The following is a 23,487-nucleotide window of genomic DNA, read 5'->3' as shown; positions in this document are numbered from 1 at the left end:
GTCCCAGGTCTGGTTCGGTAGCTAGGGATCCGCGGCCGGCATGTACCTTCAGCGTTCTTCGGCGAGGCCGAGGTAGAGGATGCGGGGGTTGGCGGGGTTGAAGGCGAGGGACGGGATGCCGTCGTTGCGGTTGTGGCGTTTGGTGAGTTCGCCGGTGGACGGGACGAAGCGGTAGAGGTCGGCGCCGTAGTTCGCGAACGACGTGCCGTAGCTGAAGTACAGAAGGTCCGGGTCGACGGGGGACGCCCACATGTGGTTGCCGTTGATCAGGTCGGCCCGGCTCTGGTCGAGGACCTCGCGGAACTTGAGCCCGCCGTCGTCGGACTGCCAGATGAACCTGGTCGAACGATTGCTGTCGTACCCCTCCAGCCATACCTTCGACGGGTCGACCGGGGAGATCGCCAGGCTGAACGCGTTCACCCGTTCGACCGCCCGCGACCGGGTCCAGCTCCGGCCGCCGTCGTACGTGACGTACACGCCGTCCGACATCACGCCGATGACGATGTGGTCCGGGTTCCGCGGGTCCACCACAGCGTCGTACAGGAAGAGATCGGCAGCAGCCGGTACGCCGACACGCTGCCAGCTGACGCCGTCGTCGGTCGAGTCGTAGATCTGCCCGTTGGTCGACACCACCCGCAACCGCCCGGCGCGTGCGTCGAGCGCCGCCAGCCCGTTCCACTCGACCGGGCCGAGGACTGTCGTGACCTGCGCGCCGTGGACGCGGTGGATCGGCTGGTCGTTGACGCTGTAGATGTACGCCGAATCGCCCGGCCCGGGCTGGACGTCGTACGTGCTGAGGTCGTCAGGTGCCTTGTCGAGCAGTTGCCAGCTGCAGCCGGCGTCACTCGATCGCTGGATCGAACGCTTGCCGATGCTGATCAGCGTGTTCGGTTCCTGCAGGGCGGCGACCTTCGCGTACGTGACGGCCTGCAGCGTGCCGGTCGTCGGCGCCAGGACCTGGCCGTCGGTGCGGGTGATGGTCACCGAGCCGTCGCCGTACACCTTGTCGCAGTGCGGCTGGTTCCAGAACCAGCCCGGGGTCGGCGGTACCAGTGCCAGCAGGACGGTCAGAGCACTCGTGATGGGGGTCATCCCTTAGATGTAAGGGATTCCGCGTACCCCGAACCAGCGCTTGTCCTGTCCGACAAGCGCCATGACGAGGATCGGTCAGCCGGCCCCTAACCAGCAGCGGTGTCGATGTGGCGGGCGAGGACCAGGTCGTCGTCGGTGATGCCGCCGGCCTCGTGGCTGCTGACCCGGAACGTGATCGTGGTGTAGCGGATGTCCATGTCCGGGTGGTGGTTCATCGACTCGGCGAGCTGCGCGACGGTCGCGACCAGCCGGATCCCGTCCAGGAAGTTGTCCCGCTTGACGCTCCGGACCAGTTCGTTGTCCACGACCTTCCAGTTCGGCAGGTGGTCGCGCAGTGCGAGATCGATCTGGTCGTCGGTCAGAAGGTCAGCCATGCTCGACACTCTAGCCCTGTTGCGTCTACAGGTTCGTTCTAGCTCTGTTCCAGGTCGGGATCAGTGGGCTGTGAGACCTTCTGAGAACGGGAGCGATGGTCACGCGAGGTTTCCCGTCTGCAGATCCGCCGGCCCCACCTGGCAGATCCCGCTGATGCTCGGCGTCCCTTCACGACGCGCCAGCGAATGGGTGCCTTTTCGGGTCCGGAAGGCCGATCAGGCACTCAAGCAGGTCACACGTCCGGACACACCGACGGCCGCCCGGCCGAGGTCCACGAGCGCGACGAGTACGGCCGCGTCAGCGCCGGCCCGAGGACCGACGGCAGGATCCACATCGCGGCGAACAACGAGAACATCCGCGGCCGCAGTACGGCGGGCAGCGCGCGTGCGACCAGCACCATCAGCGACACGTCGAGCAGGCCCTCCGCGAGACCGCTGAGCAGCCGCCCGGCGATCACCATCGGCATCGCGGTCGCCGTACCGACGAGCAGCTGGGCGAGCGCGAACGAGATCGCGCCGGCCCGCAGGGTCGGGATCGGGCCGCGGCGGTCCGACCAGAGGCCGGCGACCGCGAGTGAGATCAGGTAGCTCGCGTTCGGGGCGGCGTTCGCGAGGCCGAAGCTGCCGAGCGCGTCGAACTCGCGGACCATCGTCGGCAGTGCCGTACCGACGGCCCGGTTCTCGAACGCGCCGAGGGTGACGAGGCCGATCACGCCGAGCACCAACGGCAGGTGCTGTCCGGTGAAGAGCTTGGGGCGGGCGTCAGCGGTCGTGGTCATGACCGCTATGGTCGAAGTTCAAGTGAGGTTGAAGTCAAGCCTTGCCGGGGAGGCGGAAGATCAGCACCAGGACGCGGAGTACGAGCACCGCGCAGATCACCAGCAGGTTGTAGCCGAACAGCTGGAACAACGTCATCGTCTCGGTGATCCGCGGCCCGCCCGGGGTACCGAGCAGCAGGACCGCCATGATGCCCGCGGTCGCCCCGAGGACCGCGAGCAGTGCCTGGTGCAGGAGGCCGGTGAAGTGGCGGCGGTCGCGTTCGTCCGCGAACAGCCGTACGTTGACGCCGAGGCGCCCGCTCTCCGCGGCCGCGGCGATCCGGTCGATCCGGCGCGGGAGCCGGCGCAGCATCGGGAGGAGTTGCGCTAGTTCCTCGGTTGCCGTACGGCGGATCGCGTCCGGGGCGAGCCGGTCCGTGACGTGCGCGGTGGCGAACTGACGCGAGGCGGCCACCAGGTCGAACCCGGGGGAGATCCGGGAGATCGTGCCCTCGATCGTCGCCAGCGCCCGGAACACGGCCGCGACCTCGGGCGGTACGCCGAGTTCGTGCGAGGTGATGATCTTGAAGAGGTCGTTGAACATGGCGGGGCCGAGCGTGACGCCTGCGGCGAGGTGCCTGGTCATGAACTGGCCGACTGCGCGTTCGAGTGAGCGTTCGTCGATCACGTCGGGGCGGTGGACGATCTCGAGCAGCGCGTCCGTGGCGGCGATCGGGTCGCGCCGCAGATCCCGTGCCCGCGGCAACGACCCGGTCGGTACCAGCGCCTCCGCCAGCACCAGGAAGACCAGCCCGGCGAGCATCGAGGCGAGCGCGATCAGCACCATGAACGCGACCGCGGCGCCGTTCGACCCGGTCCACGGCGGCGTACCGATCACCGCGATCGCCAGCGGTCCGGACACGCTCAGCGTGATCAGCGCACCGATCGTCAGCCGCCCGAAGCCGAACCGTACGCCGAGCAGCCGCTGCGAGATCGGCACGAAGACGATCATGAACACGACCAGGTTGGTCAGCCGCAACACCACAACGTCCATGCGGGAACCCTAGGCACCCGGCAGGTCCCGGCGGCTCCCCCACACGGGTGAGCGACCCCGGACAACGGAAAACCCCGGAACCGAACAGGTTCCGGGGTTTCCGCGCGATGCTCAGGCCGGGCGGCGGCGGATCTTGTTGCCGAGCCAGACCAGCGGGTCGTACTTGCGGTCGACGACGCGTTCCTTCATCGGGATCAGTGCGTTGTCGGTGATCTTGATGTGCTCGGGGCACACCTCGGTGCAGCACTTGGTGATGTTGCAGAAGCCCAGTCCGTGCTGCTCCTGCGCCGCGTGCTGCCGGTCGGCGTCGTCGAGCGGGTGCATGTCCAGCTCGGCGATCCGCATCAGGAACCGCGGACCGGAGAAGCTCTCCTTGTTCTCCTCGTGGTCGCGGATCACGTGGCAGGTGTTCTGGCAGAGGAAGCACTCGATGCACTTGCGGAACTCCTGCGAGCGTTCCACGTCCTGCTGCTGCATCCGGTACTCACCCGGCTTGAGGTCCGCCGGCGGCTTGAAGGCGGGCACCTCGCGGGCCTTCTGGTAGTTGTACGAGACGTCCGTGACCAGGTCCCGGATCACCGGGAAGGTCCGCATCGGCGTCACCGTGACGACCTCGTCCTCGGCGAACGTGTTCATCCGGCACATGCACATCAGCTTCGGCATGCCGTTGATCTCGGCGCTGCAGGAGCCGCACTTGCCGGCCTTGCAGTTCCACCGCACCGCCATGTCCGGCGTCTGGGTGGCCTGCAGCCGGTGGATGACGTCGAGGACGACCTCGCCCTCGTTCACCTCGACCTCGTAGTCCTTCAGCTCACCGCCCTCGGAGTCCCCTCGCCAGACGCGGAACTTGCCCTGGTAGCTCATGCGGTCGGCAACTCCTCATCGGTCAGGTACTTCTTCAGCTCGTCGAGCTCGAACAGCTCGAGCAGGTCCGCGCGCATCGGGAGCTGCTGCTCCTCGGTGACGTTCACGGCACCCTCGGAGTCGAGCGCGCAGACCAGCAGCTTCTTGCGCCACTCGGGGTTCATGCCCGGGAAGTCGTCCCGGGTGTGACCGCCGCGCGACTCCTGCCGCAGCAGCGCCGCACCGGCCACGCACTCGGACACGGTGAGCATGTTGCGCAGGTCGAGCGCGAGGTGCCAGCCGGGGTTGAACTGCCGGTGACCCTCCACCGTCATCTTCGCGATCCGGCCGCGGAACTCGGCCAGCCGGCCGAGCGCGCGCTCCATCTCCTCTTCCTTGCGGATGATGCCTACCAGGTCGTTCATCGACTGCTGCAGGTCCTGGTGGATCGAGTACGGGTTCTCGCCGCCCTCGAGCTCGAACGGCGCCAGTGCCTCGGCCGCCGCCGCGTCGACGTCGGCCTCGTCGATCTTCGGACGTTCGGCGAGCTGGTCGACGTACGTCGCGGCTCCCATCCCAGCCCGCCGGCCGAACACCAGCAGGTCGGACAGCGAGTTGCCGCCGAGCCGGTTCGAGCCGTGCATACCGCCCGCGACCTCACCGGCCGCGAAGAGCCCCGGTACGACAGACGACGCGGTGTCCGGGTCGACCTCGACGCCGCCCATCACGTAGTGGCAGGTCGGACCGACCTCCATCGGCTCGGCGGTGATGTCGACGTCGGCCAGCTCCTTGAACTGGTGGTGCATCGACGGCAGCCGCCGGGTGATCTCCTCGGCCGGGAGCCGGGTCGACACGTCCAGGAACACCCCACCGTGCGGCGTACCGCGGCCGGCCTTCACCTCGGAGTTGATCGCCCGGGCGACCTCGTCGCGGGGCAGCAGCTCCGGTGGGCGCCGGTTGTTGTCCGGGTCCTTGTACCAGTGGTCGGCCTCGTCCTCGGTCTCCGCGTACTGCGCCCGGAACACGTCCGGGACGTACTCGAACATGAACCGCTTGCCCTCGGAGTTCTTCAGCACGCCACCGTCACCGCGGACCGACTCGGTGACCAGGATGCCCTTCACCGACGGCGGCCAGACCATGCCGGTCGGGTGGAACTGGATGAACTCCATGTTGATCAGCGTCGCGCCGGCCCGCATTGCCAGCGCGTGCCCGTCACCGGTGTACTCCCAGGAGTTCGAGGTGACCTTGAAGGACTTGCCCACGCCGCCGGTGGCGAGTACGACGGCCGGCGCCTCGAAGAGGACGAACCGCCCGGACTCACGCCAGTACCCGAAGGCGCCGGAGATCGCGTCACCGTCCTTCATGAGTTCGGTGATCGTGCACTCCGCGTAGACCTTGAGATTGGCCTCGTAGTCGCCGGTGGCCTCGAAGTCCTCCTGCTGCAGCGAGACGATCTTCTGCTGCAGCGTACGGATCAGCTCCAGGCCCGTACGGTCACCGACGTGCGCGAGCCGCGGGTACGTGTGGCCGCCGAAGTTGCGCTGGCTGATCCGGCCGTCCGGCGTCCGGTCGAACAGTGCGCCGTACGTCTCCAGCTCCCAGACCCGGTCCGGGGCCTCCTGCGCGTGCAACTCGGCCATCCGCCAGTTGTTCAGGAACTTCCCGCCGCGCATCGTGTCGCGGTAGTGGACCTGCCAGTTGTCGTTGGAGTTCGCGTTGCCCATCGCGGCCGCGCAACCGCCCTCGGCCATCACCGTGTGCGCCTTGCCGAACAGCGACTTGCAGATGATCGCGGTCTTCTTGCCCTGCTCACGGGCCTCGATCGCCGCGCGCAGGCCGGCGCCGCCGGCCCCGATCACGACGACGTCGTACGAGTGTCGTTCCAGCTCAGTCATGAAATCCTCAATTGATGATGCGCAGGTCGGAGAACCAGCCGGCGGAGACCGCCATGATGTAGAAGTCGGTCAGGATCACGGTGAACAGCGAGGTCATCGCGAAGGTGCCGTGCTTCGGGTTCAGCTTGGACACGAACGTCCAGTACCGGTAGCGCATCGGGTGCTTGGAGAAGTTCTTCAGCCGGCCGCCGACGATGTGCCGGCAGGCGTGGCAGGACAGCGTGTACAGCCACAGCATCACCAGGTTGACCCAGATGATCAGGGTGCCGAGGCCGATGCCGAAACCGCCGCCCTTGCCGTGGAAGGCCTGGATGCCGTCGTAGATGTTCAGCAGGCCGAACAGCAGCGCACCGTAGAAGAAGTAGCGGTGCAGGTTCAGCGCGATCAGCGGGAACTTGCGCTCACCGGTGTACGCCTTGTGCGGCTCGGGCACCGCGCACGCGGCCGGCGCGAAGAACAGCGACCGGTAGCCCGCCTTGCGGTAGTAGTAGCAAGTACCGCGGAAGCCGGCCAGGACCACGAACGTGATCAGGCTGAACGGCAGGAAGCGCGGGAAGTTGCCGAACCAGGTACCGAGATGGCTGGAGCCTTCGACACAGCTGCTGGTCAGACATGGCGAGTACAACGGGGTCAGGTAGTGGTACGCGTCGACCCAGTAGTACTTGTTCATGAAGATACGGATCGTCGCGTAGACGATGAAGAACAGCAGGATCACGCCGATGCGCAACGGCGCGAGCCACCAGCGATCCGTTCTTGCGGTCTTGAGGCCTACTTGAGCGCGGCCCGGTGCGCTTACACCAGTAGCCATCAGGGGGCGTGCCTGTCCGGTGCGCCGAAGCCTTCGTGCTCCGCGTCGGTCCACATGGACGCGTCATACTCCACGTCGGGAATCTCCTCGAGTTCCTCCGGAACGGGTCCGGGCGTGTGCCTGGGGTCGGGCGGGCCGAGCTCTGCGAGATCGTCGCTCAGCCGGGCCACGTCGGACACCAGGCGGCGGATGCCGAGGGTGTCACCGTACTCCTGGCTGAGCCGGCCGACGGCGGCGTGCAGCCCTTCGAGCGCGCGGACGACTGCGGCAACCTCGCTGTTGCTCATGGCAGACTCCAGTGATGGTTGTGTAGCTGTCAGTATGGGCACACTTTGCCCCTGCCGAGCGCCCAACGGAAGACCCCTCGGTACGGCGTGTTTCCAGTTAGGCTTACCTCAGTTGCGACCTGCCGACGGGTGGAGTAATGGGGCAAATCCGCCCTGCAGCACAAGAAGATTCGCAGGCGGGGTCAACGTCTCCACCAACTCCAGTCCACGCGGCCGCACCGCCGCCCCGTACCCCTCCCATGCCCAAGGCAACACACTCCCGCCGAGCACCAACGCAGGTCTCCCATCGAACCGCACCATCGCCCCATCAGGCAGTTCGGAGAGGTTCTGGGTAGTGGTGCGCTGCCGCCGGGTCCGCGATTCGACCCGCTGGTAGTGCAGCACCGCATCCATCTCCGCCGCCCGCGGCCGCTCTGGTAAGGAATGAGCAGCAGCCCACGCCCCGGCGTACAACAAGAAATCCCTGCGCCTGCAGTAATGACAAGGACGATGACCGGCCGCCAGCGCGACCGCCTCGTCGAAGAAGAACAACGCGGTCCAGCGCCCCGGCGGCATCGGGTCGCGCCGGATCCCCTTCCAGTCAAGGACGCAACAGATCCACGCCTTCGAGCGCCACCGGGTGGTGCCGAGCGTGCGGTCGGGGTGATGGATGCTGCCGCGGTTGCCCATCAGTAGACCGCGACCGGTGTCGGTCACGATCTCCTGGGTCGGCAGAACCCTGTTCTGCAAGGGCATAAGGGCATAGTGCCGCACAGCGCCGACAGTTTCTGGCAGAGTCGCCCTGACCGGGGCGGTGGGGTGGGGAAGGAATCGAAACAGTGAAGACAGTTGTCGGAGTCGCAGTAATAGCGGACGGGCGGGTGCTGGCGGCGTACCGTCCTGGTCCCGAGGGGGGCTGGGAGTTCCCGGGCGGGAAGGTGGAGCCGGGGGAGACCGACGAACAGGCGGCGGTGCGGGAGATTCACGAGGAGTTGGACCTGGAGATCAAGGTCGGCGGGTCGCTCGGCCCGGGTGTGGACATCTCGGCCGAGTACCGGCTGCACGTCTATCTCGCGACAGTACTTTCCGGCGACCCGGTCCTGCGGGAACACTCTGAACTCAGGTGGTTCGCGGCCGCCGAGCTCGACGAAGCGGACTGGCTGGTCCCCGACCGTCCGTTCGTCCGGGAGCTCCGTACCAGGTTGTAAGTGGTACACATCACACTGCCGCCCGGCGCCGATCGCTCACGCAGCGAAACTGTATGGGTCGTTTGTATGGGTTGTACCTGGTGAGTACTCCACGCCCCGGACGAGAATCCTTGCCTGACTCTTGGGGAGGAGTGACGAATGTCGGTGTACCCGGCAGTGCCGGTGCTGCGCAAGGAAGACTTCGCGCCGGAGGTCGTCTGTGAGGTGTACGAGCTCGGCTCGCATCGGCGGACGCCTGCCGCGGTCAAGGAGCTCACCAGCCGCCAGGTGGCCATCGGCCGGATGATGTCGACCGGTGCGAAGGACGCCGCGATCGCCCGCGACCTCGGGCTCTCGCTGCGGACCGTGCGCGCCGAGATCAGCGCGCTGATCAAGGGCCTCGGCGCGAAGTCGCGGTTCCAGGCCGGGTGCCTGCTGGTCCGCCGGTTCGGCTGAGGAAACTGGCTGAGGAAACTGTCTGAGGAAACTGTCTGGGGGCCGACGTAGGCTTTCGGCATGGTTGAGCTTGCTGAGCGCCGGCTGCTGCTGGTGCACGCCCACCCCGACGACGAAACCATCAACAACGGCGTGACGATGGCGCGGTATGTCGCCGAGGGAGCACACGTCACCCTGATCACCTGCACCCTCGGTGAGGAGGGCGAGGTCCTCGTCCCCGAGCTGGCGCACCTGGCCGCGGATCAGGAGGACGGCCTCGGCCGGCACCGGATCGGTGAGCTGGCGAACGCGATGTCCGAGCTCGGTGTCACCGACCACCGGTTCCTCGGCGAGGCCGGGAAGTACCGCGACACCGGCATGATCTACAACGACCAGGGAAACGCGGACGTGCCGCCGCAGACCCGCAAGGACAGCTTCTGGCAGGCGGATCTGGTCGACGCGGCGAACGACCTGGTCCCGGTCATCCGCGAGCTGCGGCCGCAGGTCCTCGTCACGTACGACCAGTGGGGCAACTACGGCCACCCCGACCACATCAAGGCGCACCGGGTCGCGATGCACGCCGCGGACCTGGCCGGCGCCCGTTCGTACCGGGAGGATCTCGGTCCGGCGTGGGCCATCCCGAAGATCTACTGGACCGCGATGGCCGAGTCCCCGATGCGCGAGCAGTTGCGGGCGCTCCGCGACGCCGGCGACACCACGACCTTCGAGGGGATGGACCCGGACGGTCCGCTGCCGCCGATGATCACCCCGGACCGGCTCATCGACTGCGTGATCGACGGCACCGAGTTCATCGACCGCAAGATGAACGCGATGAAGGCGCACGCCACCCAGATCACCGTCGACGGCCCGTTCTTCGCGCTGTCCAACAACAACGGCAACCAGATCTGGGCCTCCGAGCCGTACCGCCTGGTCAGGGGCACTCCTGCTCCGGGCGAGGACGGCCTGGAGCACGACCTCTTCGCCGGACTCTGAGCCGGTTGCCGGACAAATAGGCTCCGGCCACGATCAGCACACAGCCGGTCAGCTGGAGCTCGGTCGGCCGCTCGTGCAGGACTACCGTACCGAGCACGAGCGCGCGATCGCCCGGGTCCACAGCAGCATGTCGCCCGCGAAGAAGACGCCGGCGACCAGGCTGATCAGGACCTCCTCCCGGCCGAGTGCGCGGCGGCGCCGACGCTCGACGGCGGCGAAGATCGCGAGCAGCGGGAGCGACAGCGCGCAGCGGTAGCAGCTGGCCGTTCCGGGGCTGGTGCCGGCGAGGTCGATCAGCACCGACGAAACCGACACGAACAACGCCCCAGCAGCAAGCCACACCACAGGCCCAGAGCTGTGCGCGGAGCTGGGTTTCGGGCTGTGTTGGTCGCCAGGCATTGCTCCGCCGGTACCCCGAAGGGGTCTGGTGAAGCAGATCGAGTGACCGTTCCCACCCCCTCGGTTCGGGGCCGGTGGGCATAACCTGCTGACGTGTCCTCGATCGAGCCTGGTGGGAGCGTGCCTGCGGTGGACTTCCGGGCTGCGCTGGGGCGGTTCGCGTCCGGGATCACGATCATGAGCACGCTGCAGGACGGCGTCGCACATGCGATGACCGCGAACGCGTTCACGTCGGTGTCGCTCGATCCGCCGTTGGTGCTGGTCTGCGTCGACAAGGGCGTCCGGATGCACGCCGCCGTACTGGACTGCGGGTTCTGGGCGATCTCGGTGCTGTCCGGGGACCAGCAGCCGATCGCGGACCGGTTCGCCCGGTCCGGCCGGGACCTGTACAGCCAGTTCGACGGCATCGGTACGACGGCCGGCCCGAAGACCGGGTGCCCGACCGTCGACGGCGCCCTGTCCTGGCTGGAGTGCCGGACCTGGGCGACACATGACGGGGGAGACCACACGATCGTGGTGGGCGAGGTACTGAGCCTCGGGACCGATCCGGCGACCGATCAGGGTGCGTTGCTGTACTACTCCGGTAACTATCGGGAACTGCCCGGAAACTGACCGTTGTCCCGGGGCAGCGAGGGGCCGCCCCGAGGGGTGGTCCTGCCCGCGGCGTCCCGTAGGATGTCCGCTTGTGCCCTGACCAAGGCTCGAGAAGAGGACTCTTTCCGGTGGGGAGAAAGCAGCTCGCGGGGATCATCGCCGCCGCGGGGCTCGGTGTGATCGTCGTCGGGTACGGCGCCGCGTTCGCATTCGCGGGCTCCAAGATCCCGTCCGACACGACCGTACTCGGGATCGGTATCGGTGGGCTCTCCAAGGACGCCGCCGAGGCCAAGCTGACCGAGGGCCTGAAGGACAAGGTGGCCGCGCCGATCGCGCTGACCGCCGGCGGGTCCAAGTTCCAGGTGGTACCGGCCGACGCCGGGCTGTCCGTCGACGTCGCCAAGACCGTCGACGCGGCCGGTGCGGGCCGCAGCCTGTCCCCGGCTCGGATCTGGCACGCGCTCACCGGCGGGGACGCGGTGCACCCGGTGGTGACCAAGGACGACGCGAAGCTGAAGGCCGCCGTCGACAAGCTGGTCGCCCAGGTGAACCGCAAGGCCACCGAGGGCACGATCACCTTCACCGGGACCAAGCCGGTCAAGCACGAGCCCGCGGAGGGCCTCGAACTCGACACCGCGAAGGCGACCGGCGCGGTCGTCGCGGCGTACCCCTCGGACGGCAAGGCCGCGGAGTTGCCGGTCAGTACGACCAAGCCGCAGGCCGCCTCCGAGGCGATCGACAAGGCGATCAGCGAGTTCGCCGAGCCGGCGATGTCCGGCCCGGTCCGGCTGAGTGTCGGGTCGAAGTCCGTCGACCTGGAGCCGGCCGAGCTGGCGCCGGCGTTGTCGGTCACGGTGCAGGAGGGCCGGGTGATCCCGGCGCTCAGCACGAAGAAGCTCGAGCCGCTGTTCCAGGCCCGGTTCAAGACCCTGGAGACGCTGCCGAAGGACGCCACGGTGCAGATCGTCGGCGCCGGCCCGAAGGTGATCCCGGCCGTCGACGGCGTGGTCGTCGACCGCGCCAAGATCGGTCCGGCCATCCTCGCGGTGCTGCCGAAGCCGCAGGGCGAGCGGCGGGCCGTCGTACCGCTGACGCAGACCAAGGCGGCGTTCACCACCGAGGCGGCGACCGCGCTCGGGATCAAAGAGAAGATGGGCGACTTCCAGACCGAGTTCCCGGACGCGGCGTACCGCAACATCAACATCGGTACGGCCGCGCGCAAGATCAACGGCACGCTGCTGAAGCCGAACGAGACGTTCAGCCTGAACAAGATCGTCGGCGAGCGGACCAAGGAGAACGGGTTCACCGAGGGCTACATCATCAGCGGCGGGAAGTTCGAGAAGGACCTCGGCGGCGGCGTCTCGCAGTCGGCGACCACGACCTTCAACGCGGCCTTCTTCGCCGGGGTGAAGATCCTCGAGCACAAGGCGCACAGCGTCTACATCAGCCGGTACCCGGTCGGCCGCGAGGCGACCGTCGCCTGGGGCTCGGTGGACCTCAAGTTCCTGAACGACTCCGGCCACGGCATCCTCGTACAGACGGTCTTCAAGCCGTCGACGGCGGGCAGCAAGGGCAGCATCCGGGTGATCATCTGGGGCACGAAGTTCTGGGACGTCACCGCGGGGCAGTCGTCGAAGACCAACATCCGCCCGCCGAAGGTCGTCTACAACACCGCCGCGAAGTGCGAGCCGCAGGCGCCCACGCCGGGCTTCGACATCACGATCTACCGGTACATGGCGCGCAACGGCGTACGGCTGAAGACCGAGCAGTTCACCACCAAGTACAACGCGGCCGACGACATCCGCTGCGGCCCGAAGCCCGGGACCACGGTGACGCCCCCGCCAGGCACGACCACGCCACCGGGCCGGAAGCCGAACTAGCTCCGGTGCAGTTTGTGTAGTTCCGCCGCGACCTGGTCGAAGAGGGCCTCCTCGATGACCGAGCCCTCGCGGCGGACCTGCCGCGGGTCGATCCGCAGTACCCGGTCCAGGCGGACCTCGCTGCGGCGGTGCTCCTTGTCCCACTGGCCGCTGCCGATGTCCATCCAGACCCGGCCCCAGCGCGCCTCGTCGGCGGCGTCGCGGTCGTGGTCCTTGCTGGTCAGGATGAGTGCCAGCAGGTACGGCTCGTCCCAGCCGACCACCAGCACCGGCCGGTCCTTGCCGCGCGTGTAGTCCTCCTCGAACGGCACCCAGGTCCAGACGATCTCGCCCGGGTCCGCCACCCCGTCGTCCGGGTGCGGCGTGTACTGCACCCGCACCGTGCCCTCGAAATCGCCCGCGTACTCCGGCCGCTCGACCACAGGATCCGCCATAGCCCGGCAGCCTAACGCCCTCACATGACGACGGGCTCACACCGTTGTATGCGCGTGCTCAACACTCGCAACCGGGGCGCGGTGCTCACCGTGCTGCTCACCGGTCAGTTCATGGCCAACATCGACACCGCCGTGGCGAACATCGCCGGACCGTCGATCGGGACCGATCTGCAGGCGTCGCCGGGTGCGGTCGGCCTGGTCGTGTCCGGGTACGTCGTCGCGTTCGCGGTGCTGCTCATCACCGGCGCCCGGCTCGGTACGTCGCTCGGGTACCGGCGGACGTTCCTGCTCGGGCTGACCGTCTTCACCGCCGCCTCGCTGGCCTGCGGTCTCGCGCCCGGGATCGCCACTCTGGTTGGCGCGCGCTTCGTCCAAGGCGCCGGGGCCGCGCTGATGGTGCCGCAGGTGCTCAGCGGCATCCAGCTGCACTTCCACGGCCGGGACCGGCTGAAGGCGCTCGGATACTTCTCGATCGCGCTGTCAGGCGGGGCCGTGGCCGGTCAGCTGCTCGGTGGTGTGCTGATCGCCGCGAACCTGTTCGGTACCGGCTGGCGGCCGATCTTCCTGGTGAACGTCCCGATCGGCATCGGCCTGGCTGTTGCCGGCCGCCGGTTGCTTCCGCCGGATCCGCCTGGTCGGCGCGATCGGCTGGATCTGAGTGGCGTACTCGCCTTGTGTACAACGGTTCTGCTCGTCATCGTGCCGCTCCTGCTCGGCGCCGAACGCGGCTGGCCCACCTGGTCCTGGCTGTGTCTGCTGTTGAGTCTCCCGGCTCTTGCGCTGTTCGAGTACGGCGAACGGCGTACGGCTGCCCGCGGTGGACGTCCGTTGATCGCCCGTGAGGTGCTGGCCAGCCGGTCCGTGCGGGCTGGTCTGCTGGCGCATGGCTGTACGAGTGGCTCGTACTTCGCGCTGCTGTTCGTACTGGCTCTCTACCTGCAGGGCGGTCTGCACAAGGGTCCGGCGTACTCGGGGTTCGCCATGGTGGTCTGGGTGGCTGCATTCGGGCTGGCGGGGCCTGTGCTGCCAAGACTGCGCAGGGGAGTGCAGTGGATGCCTGTTGTGGGCTGTGTGGTGCTGGCTGTTGGGTACTTGTGCGTGCTGCTCTACCTGGTGCTTGGTGGCCGCAGCGGATTGCTGTTGTTTGTGCTGCTTGGTGTTGGCGGGACAGGGCTTGGGATCAGCGCCAACACGTTGATCGGTGCTGTGACGTCCAGCCTTTCGCCCGCGTACGCGGCTGATCTGTCTGGGGTTGTGGCTACCAACGCCCAGCTGTCGGGCGCGTTGGGGGTTGCTGTGGCGGGCTCTACCTACACTGCGCTCGCTGATGATCCCGGGCGGGCGCTGAGCGTCGTACTGGCGGGGTTTGTGGTGCTGGCGCTCGTTGGGGCTGCTGCGGCTCAGCGGTTGGTGAGGTACCGGTAGCGGTAGGCCTCTTGGTAGCCGAGGCGAGTGTAGGTCGCCATGGCGGGGGTGTTCTCCAGCAGGACTTCCAGGTAGGTACGACGGCCGCCGTGCGGACCTGCCCAGCGGGCGAGGCCCTGCACGATCGCCGTACCGAGCCCCCGCCGCCGGAACCCGTCCACCACCCGGATCGAGTCCACCCCCAGCCAGTGCCCCGTCATAGACCCGCGTCCGACCGCCACCACCGCGCCGTCCAACACGACCGCCGCAAACACCCCCTTGGCTGCACCTTCGAGCACCCGCGGAGCAACTTCCGGTACTGGGCCCTCGAAAGCAGTCCCGTACCACGCCGCATTCGGCCGCTCAGTCAGCTGCACGTCGTACCCAGGCAAGCCGTTCACGTGGTCGACGGTGGTGTGCATAACAAGTACGTCGGACTGCCCCGGGCGGGCGTCCACCCAGCCGAGAGCACGAATCTCCTGGTCCTGGGGGCTGCCGACGCGTACCTGCACCTGTGGAACCAGCTGCCGGTCGGTGTAGAACGCGGCGGTTCGGTTCAGAGCTTCGGCGACGGGGACGCCGGGGTTTCCGGCCGGGAGGAGGGAGTTGGCGCGGCCGGTCCAGCCGGCTGATGCTCGCAGCAACCACTGGCCGATGTGGGCCGTCTCCGCGGCCGGGCGGCCCAGGGCGGCGGTCAGGAACAGTTGGTCGACGTCGACCGGGCGGAGCGGCATTTCCGGGATCTGCTTCGCCGCGGTCACGTCCGCGGGCGGGATCTCGTACAGCGTGCTGTCCGCGTGCCGGACGGTGACCAGGTCCGGCGTCCAGGCCTGCAGGACGCCGATCACGTCGGTGAGGCCGCCGGGGATGCGGTGCCGGACGACGACACGGTGGCCGATATCACGGACACCAAGGCCTGACACGATCCGGACTCCTGGCAAAGTGGGCGACGTACTACCGTGATACTAGAGATCACCGCATCACCGCATCGCAGCACCCCGAACTCAGCGCTGCGCTTGCCTGCCATAGGAGGAGTAGCAGTGACCTACGTCATCGCGCAGCCGTGTGTTGACCTGAAGGACCTCGCGTGTGTCGAGGAGTGCCCCGTCGACTGCATCTACGAGGGCAACCGGATGCTGTACATCCACCCCGACGAGTGCGTCGACTGCGGAGCCTGTGAGCCGGTCTGCCCGGTGGAGGCGATCTACTACGAGGACGACACCCCGGAGCAGTGGAAGGACTACTACACCGCGAACGTCGACTTCTTCAACGACCTCGGCTCCCCCGGCGGCGCCTCCAAGCTCGGCAAGATCGACAAAGATCATCCCTTCATCGCCGCACTCCCGCCCCAGGAGCACGACGAGTAGAAGCAGAAAGGCGGGGAGTGAGGGAGGTCGCCGCACTCCCGCCCCAGGAGCACGACGAGTAGAAGAAAGAAAGCGGGGAGTGAGGGAGACCGCCGCACTCCCGCCGCAGGAGCACGACGAGTAAGCAGCTGAACACAGAAGGAGCAGGGCGTCCCCGTCGTGAGGGCGCCCTGCTTTCTTAGCCCTGCTCGACCTTGTAGTTGACGGAGCCCTTGACCTCCGCCTTTGCGAGTGCCTTCTCGTTCGCCAGCTTGAAGCCGATCGCGGCCAGCAGGGAACCGGGCAGCCCCCAGACCGCGATCGTCACCAGCGTCTTCACCAGCACCGGGCCACCGTTACCGCCGCCCTCGGTCCACAGCCCGCTCGCGGCGTGCAGTCCGGTGTCCAGGCCGACGCCGAGCAGCAAGTACCCGGCGATGATCAACAACCGCCCGAACCGATCCCGGGCACCGCGTTTCCGCGCCCCGCGCCAGAAGTACCGGCCGATGGTGAACACGATGATGCCCCAGAACGCCGTCGTCAGCCCGTCGGTGATCCCCAGCGGCGGCCCGTCGCCGTGCAGCGGGTCGAACGACCGCAGCACCCCGACCGCCGCGACAAGCCCGTAGATGGCCAGGACTGCGCCTGCCACGATCAACACCACACCGACCAGGTTGAACAGGATGTTCGGCCGGTGCCTTGCCCCCAGATCAGTCATGCACCCAGAGTGAGGGCATAACTCCGGGCGGTCTACAGTGCTACTACTGTTCCGCGACGTCCACGTGGACGTGGTCGAGGTGGCGGAGGATTTTGGGGTCGCCGGAGCGTTCGGGTGGGGTGTAGGGACGCCAGCCGTCGTCGGACTTGCTGCCGGCGGTCCAGATCTTGTCGCTGAAGATGACCGTCTTGATGTTCAGCAGCTTCGCCCGGGCGACCAGGTACTGCGCCATCGCCCACCCCTTGGTGGTGTTCGCCGCCGAGATCGGCCGGACGAACACGTCGATCGCCCGCCCGTCGTAGTGCGCCGACCCTTCCATGTGCCCGGTCCGTACGCCACCGGGCTCGTACCCGCCGGTCGACAGCTTCCCGAACGTCCGGAGCAGGTCCTTCCGAACCGCCTCCGCGCGCGGGGTCAGCCCGTTCGCGCCCATCGTCTCCTGCGCCACGTCCTCGCTGTTCACGGTGCAGCTGAACACGCTCTTCGACTGCCCGGTCAGCGCGGACGCCAGCACCCGCGCGTCCGCCTCGTGATCGGCGTACGCGTTCGGGAACGCGCTGCGCTGCACCTTGTCCGCGGCGACCGTGATCGCGAGCTTCTGGTAGTTCTTGATCTTCACCAGCGCGTCGTAGAACTTGCCGGTCGCGTAGTACGGGTCCTGGACCTGCTTCGCCGTACCCCAGCCCTGTGACGGCCGCTGCTGGAACAGCCCGAGCGAGTCGCGGTCACCGTGCGCGAGGTTGCGCAGGTTGGACTCCTGGTACGCCGTGGCGAGCGCGATCGTCGCCGCCCGCGCCGGCAGCCCGCGCCGGACCGCGATCCCGGCGATGATCGCCGCGGACTCGGCCTGCTCGAAGTCCATCACGACCAGCTGGCCGTTGACGGTCGCCGTGCACTGTTCCGGCGGCGGCAGGAGGTTGCCGACGTGCTTACCGCCCAGCCACGCGACCCCGGCCCCGATCGCGAGGCTGAGCACGCCGATGCCCCCCAGGACCACGAGGGCACCACGTTTCATCGGCATACCGCTCCCAACGGACAAGGGCGGGTGACAGGTTCCTGTACGACGTGCACAGCCCCACGCTGGTTGCCGAGTTCATACTTTCGAATGATCAGGCGTTGGCGTGCAGCGCCTCGTTCAGCGTGATGCCTTCGCCCTTGCGCGGGCGGGCCTCGACGGCGCCGCTGACCGAGTTGCGGATGAACAGCAGACCCGGCTGACCGGACAGGTCGCGGGCCTTGACCACGCTGCCGTCCGGCAGCGTCACCTTCGTACCGGCCGTCACGTACAGCCCCGCCTCGACCACGCAGTCGTCGCCGAGCGAGATCCCGGTGCCGCCGTTCGCGCCGAGCAGGCAGCGCTTGCCGATCGAGATGACCTGCTTGCCGCCGCCGGACAGGGTGCCCATGATCGACGCGCCGGCGCCGATGTCGCTGCCGTCGTCGACCACCACCCCGGCGACGATCCGGCCCTCGACCATCGACGTGCCGAGCGTGCCGGCGTTGAAGTTCACGAAGCCCTCGTGCATGACCGTGGTCCCCGCGGCCAGGTGCGCGCCGAGCCGGACCCGGTCCGCGTCGCCGATCCGGACCCCGGACGGTACGACGTAGTCCGTCATCCGCGGGAACTTGTCGACGCTCGTCACGCTCAGGTGCTGACCGGCGGCCCGGGTCCGGAGCCGGACGTTCTCGATCTCGTCGACCGGGACCGGGCCGAGCGAGGTCCACGCGTTGTTGGGCAGGGCGCCGAAGATGCCGTCCAGGTTCACGCCGTGCGGACGGACCAGGCGGTGGCTGAGCAGGTGCAGCCGCAGGTACGCGTCCGCCGTACCGCTCGGGGCGTCGTCCAGCGCGATCTCGGTCGCGACCACCTGACGCCGTACCTGCCGGAGGTCGTCGTTCCCCTCGGCGGCGACCAGCTCGGCCGGGGCCTTGGCGTCGTCCGGCCGGGACCCGAGCGCGGGCGCCGGGTACCAGACGTCGAGGACGTCACCGGAGGTGGTCACGGTGGCAAGGCCGAAGCCCCAAGCGCTGTTGGTCATGTGCACACCCTAATTCGGCGGCGCGGTGGCGACGGTGCGTGGTCTACTTCTCGGATGGTTCCAGGCTGGATTCCGCGGGACGTGGTGCTGGACGTGACGGCGGCGCCGGAGCTGGAGGCGGTGCATCCCGAGCTGTTACGGCAGTGGGGCTCGTCGGAGGTCTGGCGGTTGTCGTACGGGCTGCGGAGTGTGATCGCGAAGCGCGGGACGGACGCACAGGCCGGCGAAGTGGCTGCGTACCAGCGGTACGTCGTACCGCTCGGGCTGCCGGCGCCGGAGCTGCTGTACGGCGCGGACGGCGTGATCGTGATGGCCGACGTCGGCCGGGTGACGCTGGAGCAGGAGCCGACCGCGGACGGGTTCCTGGCGGCGGCCGAGCTGGCGGCGCAGATCCACGGCAAGGCGGTGGACGGACCGTCCGGGTTCCCGCCGGCGCGGGTCAAGGAGCTCGCGGGCCGGATCGAGCTCGACCTGGAGCCGTTGGTGGAGGCGCTCGAACGGCTGCACGAGGACGCGCCGCTCGGCGTCGTGCACGGCGACTTCGTACCGAAGAACCTGGTCACGGACGGCACCCGCTGGACCGCGGTCGACTGGCCGCTGACGTACCTCGCGCCGCACCTGAGCGACCTGTACACGTTGATCCGTGATGCCGTTGCCCTCGGCTACGACCGCGGCCCGATCGTCGCGCGGTACGTCGAGGTGTCGGGGACCGATCCGTTTCTGGTGGATCGGCAACTGCTCGTCGGCGGGGCGTGCTTCTGCCTGCTCGCGTTGACGTTCGTGCTGGCGGAGGGCGTACGGACGATCCCCGGCTCGTCCGAATGGATCCCGCCGCTGCTTGCCGAACTCGCAGACCTGCTGGAGCAGCTGTCGTGAGGCTGCTCGTCCTCGGTGGTACGAAGAACCTCGGCCGCCATGTGGTGGAAGCGGCATTGCGCGACGACCACGAGGTCACGCTCTTCAACCGCGGCCGCACCAACCCATCGCTGTTCCCGTCCGTACGCCGGATCGTCGGCGACCGTGCCGCGCCGGACGCGCTGGCCGACGGCGAGTGGGACGGTGTGATCGACATGTCGGGTCTCCTGGTCCGCGAGGTGTCGCTGAGCGCCGCCGTACTCCGGGACCGCTGCGCCCACTACACGTACATGTCCTCGATCGCCGTCTACGCGAGCAAGACCACGCCTGGCATGACCGAGTCGGCTCCGCTGCTCGACTGGCCGGCCGGCGCTGCTGAGGACCAGTTCACGATGGACCTGTACGGCCCGTCCAAGGTCCGCAACGAATCGTTGCTCACCGCCACTTTCGGTGCCCGCACGACGGCGATCCGCTCGGGCTTCGTCGTCGGGCCGTACAACCCGGACTTCGGCAACTGGGGCTGGGCTCTGGCGCACGGGTTGCCGATGGAGTGTGCCGCGCGTCCGGACCAGCCGATCCAGTACATCGACGCGCGGGACCTGGCCGCTTTCCTTCTGCACGTGACGGTCGACGCGGTCCCGGGCCCGTTCAACGTCGTCGGCCCGACCCATCGGATGGCGGACCTTGCCGAGACCTGGCGTTCGGTCGTACCCGATTCCCCGCCGATCGACTGGTCTCCGGCGGTCGACCGCTTCCACCTGCCGCACGACGGCTCGAACGACGGCACCTTCCAGCTCGTCAACGACCGGGCCTTGGCGCACGGCCTTCGCCTGCGTCCCGACACCGAGATCGCCCGCGACTACGTCGCCTGGGTCCACGATGGAAACGTTCCACCCGCGCCGCCGCATTGATTCGTAGGATTGCCCCGTGCAGATCGAGACTGGCGGTGGACCGGGCGGCCCGACGAGTTCGCGGGGCGGATTCAGCAGCGTGGACGGGACGCGGTATTCGGGCGTCGCCGGTGGGCGGCAGGAGGTGGTGCTGCCCGGTGGCGGGCAGGTGGTCGCCGCGGGGGATCGGCTGCGGTACAAGGTCTATCCGGAGCTGGACGCGGCGCTGACCTATGCGGCGACGTACGCGGCCGTCGAGGTCGTGTTCGCGGACGGGTCCCGGTTTCTTGGTCTCGATCAGTACGGTAAGCCCGCCGGTGCCGCGGGGCAGGGCGCGGCGAAGATCCTGTACGCCGACCAGTGGAACGACGTACAGGTCGACCTGACCGCGGCCGCGGGCCGTACGATCGCGCAGCTCGTCCTGGTGGTCGACGCGCCGGGCTCGGGCGATTTCGCGGGGTGGATCGACGACGTCGAGGTCGGGCCGGCGCCGGCGGAGCCGGACGGGTCGGATCTGGCGGCGTACGTCGACACGCGGCGCGGTACGAACGCCAGCCACGACTTCTCCCGCGGCAACACGCTGCCGATCACGGCGTGGCCGAACGGGTTCAACTTCCTCACGCCGGTCACCGACGCGTCGACGTACCGCTGGCCGTACGAGTACCACCGCGCCAACAACGCCGACAACCGTCCGGAGTTGCAGGGCCTCACGTTCTCGCACCAGCCAAGCCCGTGGATGGGGGATCGCAACCAGCTCACGATCATGCCGGTCTCCGCCGCGGAACCGCTGGGCGACCCGGCCGAGCGGGCGGTCGCGTTCAGCCACGAGGACGAGCTCGCGCGGCCCGACCTGTACGCGGTCACGCTCGCGAACGGTCTCCGCGCCGAGCTGACGCCGACCGACCACGGTGCGATCTTCCGGTTCACGTTCCCGGCGGACGCAGTCGGGCGGCACCTGGTCTTCGACACGATCGACGAGAACGGCGAGTTCGCGTACGACGGAGCCGCCGTCACCGGGTGGGTCGAGAACGGATCGTCGCGGTCCGAATCGGGCCTCACCCGGATGTACTGCTACGGCGTGTTCTCCGCGGCGCCTACGCGGTTCGGTGCGACGTCCGGCGGGCGGGCCAACGCGCGCGCCGCTACGTTCGACCGGGACGAGGTGACGCTGCGGATCGCGACCTCGTTCATCAGCGTGGACCAGGCGCGGCACAACCTGTCGCTCGAGCTCGATGGTCGTACGTTCGAGGAGGTCCAGGCCGCCGCGAACGCGATCTGGAACGAGCGGCTCGCGGTCATCCGCCCGGAGGGCGCGACGGCGCCGCAGTTGCGGACCGTGTACGGCAATCTGTACCGGTTGAACCTTTATCCCAACTCGCACTTCGAGAACGTGGCGAGTGTGGAGAACCCGGAGTACCGGTATGCCAGCCCGGTACTGCCCCCAGAAGGGGAGGCCAGTCGGTTCGTCACGAACGCGGTGGTCAGGTCCGGGAAGATGTATGTGAACAACGGGTTCTGGGACACGTACCGGACCGCGTGGCCGGCGTACGCGTTGTTGTACCCGGAGTTGACCGCCGAGCTGGTGGACGGGTTCGTACAGCAGTACCGCGACGGCGGGTGGATCGCGCGCTGGTCGTCGCCCGGGTACGCGGACTGCATGACCGGGACGAGTTCGGACGTGTCGTTCGCGGACGCCTATTTGAAGGGCATCGCGTTGCCGGATCCGTTGGCGACGTACGAGGCGGGTCTGCGGAACGCGACCGTCGCGCCGGAGGCGACCGAGGTCGGCCGGAAGGGTGTCGAGACCGGGTTCTTCGCTGGGTACGTGAGCACGGACACCGAGGAGAGCGTGTCGTGGTCGCTCGAGGCGTACCTGAACGACTTCGGCCTCGCGCAGATGGCCTTGCAGTTGGCCGAGCAGTTTGCTGAGCGCCGTGAGCAGTTGCTCGAGGAGGCCGCGTACCTGCTTCGTCGTTCGCGGAACTATGTACTGCTGTTCGACGACGCGGTGAACTTCTTCCAGGGCCGCCGTCCGGACGGAACCTTCGCCAGGACGCCGGCCGAGTTCGACCCGGAGGAGTGGGGCGGCGACTTCACCGAGACCGACGGGTGGAACTTCGCGTTCCACGTCGCGCACGATCCCCGCGGGCTCGCGAACCTGTACGGCGGTCCACGCGGCCTGGAGGCCAAGCTCGACGCGTTCTTCGCGACGCCGGAGCTGGCCGTGAAGAAGGGTACGTACGCGATCGTCATCCACGAGATGGTCGAGGCGCAGGCCGTCCGGATGGGTCAGTTCGGCTTCTCGAACCAGCCGGCGCACCACATCGCGTGGATGTACAACTACGCCGGTGCGCCGTACAAGACGCAGGCGATCGTGCGTGAGGTGCTGGACCGGCTGTACGTCGGGGAGCAGATCGGCCAGGGCTACCCCGGCGACGAGGACAACGGGGAGATGTCCGCGTGGTACCTGTTCGCCGCGCTCGGCCTGTATCCGCTGCGCGTCGGCGCACCGGAGTACGCGATCGGTTCACCGCTCTTCCCGCGGGTGGTCCTCTCGCCGTTGGGCGGCGCGCCGTTGACCATCACTGCATCCGGCGTCGAAAACCCTTACGTCCAAGAGGTTGCCGTCGACGGCAAGCAGTTGCCGGCGGCATCCATCACCCACGCTGACCTGACCGCGGCATCCGAGCTCACCTTCACCCTCGGCGCGACTCCCTCCGACTGGGCCACCCTGGAACTCCCTCCCGCGCTCACCTCGGACGACCGCGTAGCCGCACCCCTGGTCGACCTGATCCCGACCGACCCGACCAACCCCCTCTTCGACGACACCTCCGCAACGTCGGCGCAGCTGGAGCCCGCGACCACTTGGTCCCTCCCGACGCCGTCTACGGCCACCATGTACACACTCACCTCGGCTGAGGCCGATGCTGCCCCCACTGCTTGGCGCCTGGAGGCATCGACCGATCGCACCACGTGGCGGGTTCTCGATGTGCGCAGCGACGAGACGTTCCGTTGGCGATGCCAAACCCGTCCCTTCACCATCGCGAATCCGGGCGAATACCAGCACTATCGGCTGACCCTCGTCACGCCCGGCAATCAGGAACTGACTCAGGTGGAGCTCCTGCGCTGAATCCGGAACAGCTGGGCGGTCAGTTCAGCCAGCTTCCAGGATTCCTCCGGAGCTGAATCAGTCGGTTGACTCACTCTCGTCTCAGAGGTCTTT

General features: G+C 68.1%; 25 protein-coding genes. 10 read left to right on the top strand and 15 right to left on the bottom strand.

The window, feature by feature from the left end; all coding sequences use genetic code 11:
• Nucleotides 1-48 precede the first annotated feature (48 nt).
• The 9 genes from ACFYRU_RS02405 to ACFYRU_RS02365 all read right to left on the bottom strand — a co-directional run bounded on the left by ACFYRU_RS02405 (nt 49) and on the right by ACFYRU_RS02365 (nt 7,846).
• Nucleotides 49-1,092 (bottom strand): WD40/YVTN/BNR-like repeat-containing protein, encoded by a 1,044-nt coding sequence (locus ACFYRU_RS02405; RefSeq protein ID WP_387652167.1) that lies wholly within the window; start codon nt 1,090-1,092, stop codon nt 49-51.
• Between the two features lie 86 nt (nt 1,093-1,178).
• Nucleotides 1,179-1,466 carry a 4a-hydroxytetrahydrobiopterin dehydratase gene (locus ACFYRU_RS02400; RefSeq protein WP_387652165.1) on the bottom strand — a complete coding sequence of 96 codons (288 nt, stop codon included), beginning with the start codon at nt 1,464-1,466 and terminating at the stop codon, nt 1,179-1,181.
• A 233-nt stretch (nt 1,467-1,699) separates the two neighbouring features.
• Nucleotides 1,700-2,245 carry an MFS transporter gene (locus ACFYRU_RS02395; RefSeq protein ID WP_387652163.1) on the bottom strand — a complete coding sequence of 182 codons (546 nt, stop codon included), beginning with the start codon at nt 2,243-2,245 and terminating at the stop codon, nt 1,700-1,702.
• A 34-nt stretch (nt 2,246-2,279) separates the two neighbouring features.
• Nucleotides 2,280-3,278 (bottom strand): hypothetical protein, encoded by a 999-nt coding sequence (locus tag ACFYRU_RS02390; RefSeq protein WP_387652162.1) that lies wholly within the window; start codon nt 3,276-3,278, stop codon nt 2,280-2,282.
• Nucleotides 3,279-3,389: 111 nt separating this feature from the next.
• Nucleotides 3,390-4,142: a succinate dehydrogenase/fumarate reductase iron-sulfur subunit gene (locus ACFYRU_RS02385; protein WP_387652160.1), complete on the bottom strand. Its 753-nt coding sequence runs from the start codon at nt 4,140-4,142 to the stop codon at nt 3,390-3,392.
• Nucleotides 4,139-6,016: a fumarate reductase/succinate dehydrogenase flavoprotein subunit gene (locus tag ACFYRU_RS02380; RefSeq protein ID WP_387652158.1), complete on the bottom strand. Its 1,878-nt coding sequence runs from the start codon at nt 6,014-6,016 to the stop codon at nt 4,139-4,141. Before ACFYRU_RS02380 ends, ACFYRU_RS02385 begins: the two co-directional genes overlap by 4 nt.
• A 7-nt stretch (nt 6,017-6,023) precedes the next feature.
• Nucleotides 6,024-6,824, bottom strand: a complete 801-nt coding sequence (locus tag ACFYRU_RS02375; RefSeq protein ID WP_387652156.1) for a hypothetical protein — start codon at nt 6,822-6,824, stop codon at nt 6,024-6,026.
• Nucleotides 6,824-7,111, bottom strand: a complete 288-nt coding sequence (locus ACFYRU_RS02370; RefSeq protein ID WP_387652154.1) for a hypothetical protein — start codon at nt 7,109-7,111, stop codon at nt 6,824-6,826. Before ACFYRU_RS02370 ends, ACFYRU_RS02375 begins: the two co-directional genes overlap by 1 nt.
• Nucleotides 7,112-7,219: 108 nt before the next feature.
• A complete protein-coding gene (locus ACFYRU_RS02365) occupies nt 7,220-7,846 on the bottom strand; it encodes a hypothetical protein (RefSeq protein ID WP_387652152.1) in 627 nt (208 codons plus the stop codon).
• Between the two features lie 83 nt (nt 7,847-7,929).
• On the opposite strand from ACFYRU_RS02365, the gene ACFYRU_RS02360 reads away from it, so the two are divergent.
• From ACFYRU_RS02360 to mshB, 3 genes are all read left to right on the top strand, one after another.
• Nucleotides 7,930-8,298, top strand: coding sequence for a (deoxy)nucleoside triphosphate pyrophosphohydrolase (locus ACFYRU_RS02360; protein WP_387652151.1), 369 nt, complete (start codon nt 7,930-7,932; stop codon nt 8,296-8,298).
• Between the two features lie 138 nt (nt 8,299-8,436).
• The gene (locus ACFYRU_RS02355) at nt 8,437-8,733 is read left to right on the top strand and encodes a LuxR C-terminal-related transcriptional regulator (protein ID WP_387652149.1); all 297 of its coding nucleotides are present in this window, start codon (nt 8,437-8,439) and stop codon (nt 8,731-8,733) included.
• A 60-nt stretch (nt 8,734-8,793) separates the two neighbouring features.
• Nucleotides 8,794-9,705, top strand: a complete 912-nt coding sequence (gene mshB, locus ACFYRU_RS02350) for an N-acetyl-1-D-myo-inositol-2-amino-2-deoxy-alpha-D-glucopyranoside deacetylase (protein ID WP_387652147.1) — start codon at nt 8,794-8,796, stop codon at nt 9,703-9,705.
• A gap of 81 nt (nt 9,706-9,786) precedes the next feature.
• Here mshB and ACFYRU_RS02345 read toward each other — a convergent pair whose 3' ends face one another.
• On the bottom strand, nt 9,787-10,104 hold the full coding sequence (locus ACFYRU_RS02345; RefSeq protein ID WP_387652145.1) for a hypothetical protein: 318 nt from the start codon (nt 10,102-10,104) through the stop codon (nt 9,787-9,789).
• Between the two features lie 93 nt (nt 10,105-10,197).
• Here ACFYRU_RS02345 and ACFYRU_RS02340 point away from each other — a divergent pair, with 93 nt between their 5' ends.
• Both ACFYRU_RS02340 and ACFYRU_RS02335 read left to right on the top strand, forming a co-directional pair.
• Nucleotides 10,198-10,716, top strand: coding sequence for a flavin reductase family protein (locus tag ACFYRU_RS02340; protein ID WP_387652143.1), 519 nt, complete (start codon nt 10,198-10,200; stop codon nt 10,714-10,716).
• A gap of 110 nt (nt 10,717-10,826) precedes the next feature.
• Nucleotides 10,827-12,578, top strand: coding sequence for a VanW family protein (locus ACFYRU_RS02335; RefSeq protein ID WP_387652141.1), 1,752 nt, complete (start codon nt 10,827-10,829; stop codon nt 12,576-12,578).
• Here the strand turns inward: ACFYRU_RS02335 and ACFYRU_RS02330 are convergent.
• Nucleotides 12,575-13,012 (bottom strand): type II toxin-antitoxin system PemK/MazF family toxin, encoded by a 438-nt coding sequence (locus ACFYRU_RS02330; RefSeq protein ID WP_387652139.1) that lies wholly within the window; start codon nt 13,010-13,012, stop codon nt 12,575-12,577. The genes ACFYRU_RS02335 and ACFYRU_RS02330 overlap by 4 nt on opposite strands.
• A gap of 48 nt (nt 13,013-13,060) precedes the next feature.
• Here ACFYRU_RS02330 and ACFYRU_RS02325 point away from each other — a divergent pair, with 48 nt between their 5' ends.
• On the top strand, nt 13,061-14,437 hold the full coding sequence (locus ACFYRU_RS02325; protein ID WP_387652137.1) for an MFS transporter: 1,377 nt from the start codon (nt 13,061-13,063) through the stop codon (nt 14,435-14,437).
• Here the strand turns inward: ACFYRU_RS02325 and ACFYRU_RS02320 are convergent.
• Nucleotides 14,413-15,339: a GNAT family N-acetyltransferase gene (locus tag ACFYRU_RS02320; RefSeq protein WP_387652135.1), complete on the bottom strand. Its 927-nt coding sequence runs from the start codon at nt 15,337-15,339 to the stop codon at nt 14,413-14,415. The genes ACFYRU_RS02325 and ACFYRU_RS02320 overlap by 25 nt on opposite strands.
• Before the next feature lie 117 nt (nt 15,340-15,456).
• Between ACFYRU_RS02320 and fdxA the strand changes: the two genes are divergently transcribed.
• The gene (fdxA, locus tag ACFYRU_RS02315; protein WP_012923087.1) at nt 15,457-15,783 is read left to right on the top strand and encodes a ferredoxin; all 327 of its coding nucleotides are present in this window, start codon (nt 15,457-15,459) and stop codon (nt 15,781-15,783) included.
• Nucleotides 15,784-15,961: 178 nt separating this feature from the next.
• Here the strand turns inward: fdxA and ACFYRU_RS02310 are convergent, their stop codons facing one another.
• From ACFYRU_RS02310 to dapD, 3 genes are all read right to left on the bottom strand, one after another.
• Entirely contained in the window at nt 15,962-16,480 is a 519-nt protein-coding gene (locus tag ACFYRU_RS02310) for a hypothetical protein (RefSeq protein WP_387652132.1), read from the bottom strand.
• A gap of 43 nt (nt 16,481-16,523) precedes the next feature.
• On the bottom strand, nt 16,524-17,495 hold the full coding sequence (locus tag ACFYRU_RS02305; RefSeq protein WP_387652130.1) for a hypothetical protein: 972 nt from the start codon (nt 17,493-17,495) through the stop codon (nt 16,524-16,526).
• A gap of 94 nt (nt 17,496-17,589) precedes the next feature.
• Entirely contained in the window at nt 17,590-18,519 is a 930-nt protein-coding gene (dapD, locus tag ACFYRU_RS02300) for a 2,3,4,5-tetrahydropyridine-2,6-dicarboxylate N-succinyltransferase (protein WP_387652128.1), read from the bottom strand.
• 54 nt (nt 18,520-18,573) lie between these two features.
• Here dapD and ACFYRU_RS02295 point away from each other — a divergent pair, with 54 nt between their 5' ends.
• Genes ACFYRU_RS02295 through ACFYRU_RS02285 form a run of 3 tightly spaced genes read left to right on the top strand, consistent with a single transcriptional unit; the run spans nt 18,574 to nt 23,394 of the window.
• Entirely contained in the window at nt 18,574-19,395 is an 822-nt protein-coding gene (locus tag ACFYRU_RS02295; protein WP_387652126.1) for a phosphotransferase family protein, read from the top strand.
• Complete coding sequence (locus ACFYRU_RS02290) at nt 19,392-20,285, top strand: NAD-dependent dehydratase (RefSeq protein ID WP_387652124.1); 894 nt, start codon at nt 19,392-19,394, stop codon at nt 20,283-20,285. Before ACFYRU_RS02295 ends, ACFYRU_RS02290 begins: the two co-directional genes overlap by 4 nt.
• 16 nt (nt 20,286-20,301) lie before the next feature.
• On the top strand, nt 20,302-23,394 hold the full coding sequence (locus ACFYRU_RS02285) for a GH92 family glycosyl hydrolase (RefSeq protein ID WP_387652122.1): 3,093 nt from the start codon (nt 20,302-20,304) through the stop codon (nt 23,392-23,394).
• Nucleotides 23,395-23,487 lie beyond the last annotated feature (93 nt).

It is taken from the genome of Kribbella sp. NPDC004536 (assembly GCF_042873835.1).
In the GTDB taxonomy this organism is placed as follows: domain Bacteria; phylum Actinomycetota; class Actinomycetes; order Propionibacteriales; family Kribbellaceae; genus Kribbella.
Note: the sequence above shows the minus strand (reverse complement) of the source record. Positions and strands in the feature narration are given on the sequence as shown.